Origin of the sequence: Azonexus sp. (genome assembly GCF_036170495.1) — a bacterium.
In the GTDB taxonomy this organism is placed as follows: Bacteria; Pseudomonadota; Gammaproteobacteria; order Burkholderiales; family Rhodocyclaceae; genus Azonexus.
In genome coordinates, this window is the sequence record NZ_JAVHPH010000464.1 from 1 (window position 1) to 1,605 (window position 1,605).

Here is a 1,605-nt window from a genome sequence, read left to right on the forward strand (position 1 = left end):
GGATCGAGAAAACGACCAGGCTTTCGTACAGCATGCAGACCAGGCGGCGCCTGATGCCGGGAAGTGAAGTTGACATTATTCGGTCGTTTTTAATGCGGGCGGCTGAATTGATCTGCCGACTGCGGTTGTGGGAGGGGTCGCCATGCTGTTTGTCGGAGCGCTCGCGGAGTCAGTTGGCGGCGCCAGCAACTTGGACGATTTGCTGTTTTCACGGAGCCGCTGCTGCTGTTCGGGTGTCAGATTCGTATAGGCATCCCATTTTTGCTTGACCGCTTGCTTCTGTTCCGGAGGCAATTGATTGAAGTCCCTGTATGAACTTCTCACCTTGGCGCGTTGTTCTGCTGTCAGGTTGGCCCATTCGCGCATTCGATACTGCATGCGTTGTTGTTCTTCCGGCTTCATGCTCGGGTAATGGTCGGCAATACCCAACCATTTTTTTCTGCGGATATTCTCCATGCCATTCCAGCCTTTGGCGAGTGGGGCGAGAATGTCCTTTTGCTGGGGAGTTAACTGCATCCATCCGGGTTGCGGTGGTGTGCCTAAGATAGCCGATGTTGGCGGTTCGGCGGCAACGACAGTAGTCAAGCTAAAACAGAGGATTATTCCTCTGATGAGTCGTCTTTTAACCATTCGAAGAAGTCGTTATCCAGGAAAGCATCGGGAGGAAGCTCGTCGGCAAGCAACGCGCTATCGATATTTTCTAGTTCATTGACATACTGGACGCTATGCCAATAGAAAGAAATCCACATACCGAGCAGCAAGGCCATTACCGCGAGAATTTGTTTGATATGCGGGATGTGGACGCCCGTCCGGAATGACAAAGTGGCGGCGTTGGCCGTTATCGTTTGTGGCTCGGCCTGTTTTTGATGGGCTAATGCCTGATGGCGAGCCGCCTCCAGCCGTCGCGATGCGGCAAGCGATATATCGTTCAAGCCAATATTCAGTCTTTGCCGAATTCGCAATGCGCAACGTTCTTCGTTCATAGTTTTATACCTCTTGCCGACAGGGCGGCGGCCAGCGCGTGAGTGGCTCGCGAGCAATGGGTCTTGACGCTGCCTTCCGAGCAACCCATTACTGCTGCAGTTTCAGCGACATCCATGTCTTCCCAGTAACGCATGAGGAAGGCTTCACGTTGACGTGCGGGTAGTTTTTTTATTTCTTCGTCAATCAGGTTGAGTGTCTGGGCCTGCTGTAACTTGCTTTCCGGTGTTTTTGGGCCGGCATCGTCTTCATCGGCGGCCAGCGTTTCGAGCGGGTCGTAATCTTCGTCGTCATTCGGCGAAAAGGCAGAGAGCAGCGTAGTCCACATCGAGCGAACCTTGCTTCGGCGGTAAAAGTCGCGAATGGTATTTTGCAAAATTCGCTGGAAGAGCATCGGGTACTCTTCGTCTGGTCGGTCGCCGTATTTTTCCGCCAGTTTGAGCATTGAGTCCTGGACGATGTCCAATGCTGCGTCTTCGTCGTGAACGGCGAACATTGCCTGTTTGAAGGCGCGGCGCTCGACGGATTCAAGAAAACTGGATAGTTGTTGGGGTGATGACAGGGTCGTCTCTTCCGAAAATTCTTGAGCATTATAGGGAATTGCCGGGAAACCTTGACCGAAAA

Annotated in this window: 3 protein-coding genes; all 3 read right to left on the reverse strand. The window is 52.8% G+C overall.

Translation table 11 applies throughout. From position 1 onward, the window contains the following. Positions 1–75: 75 nt before the first annotated feature. Positions 76–516: a DUF3106 domain-containing protein gene (locus ADADOO_RS16710; RefSeq protein WP_511278642.1), complete on the reverse strand. Its 441-nt coding sequence runs from the start codon at positions 514–516 to the stop codon at positions 76–78. An 83-nt stretch (positions 517–599) separates the two neighbouring features. After that, a complete protein-coding gene (locus ADADOO_RS16715; RefSeq protein ID WP_511278643.1) occupies positions 600–983 on the reverse strand; it encodes a DUF3619 family protein in 384 nt (127 codons plus the stop codon). Continuing rightward, positions 980–1,582: an RNA polymerase sigma factor gene (locus tag ADADOO_RS16720; RefSeq protein WP_511278644.1), complete on the reverse strand. Its 603-nt coding sequence runs from the start codon at positions 1,580–1,582 to the stop codon at positions 980–982. Before ADADOO_RS16720 ends, ADADOO_RS16715 begins: the two co-directional genes overlap by 4 nt. Between the last annotated feature and the right edge of the window lie 23 nt (positions 1,583–1,605).

Coding starts and splice junctions, on each gene's coding strand:
- ADADOO_RS16710 (WP_511278642.1), bottom strand. CDS start 516: ATGCAGTTAACTCCCCAGCAAAAGGACATTCTCGCCCCACTCGCCAAA.
- ADADOO_RS16715 (WP_511278643.1), bottom strand. CDS start 983: ATGAACGAAGAACGTTGCGCATTGCGAATTCGGCAAAGACTGAATATT.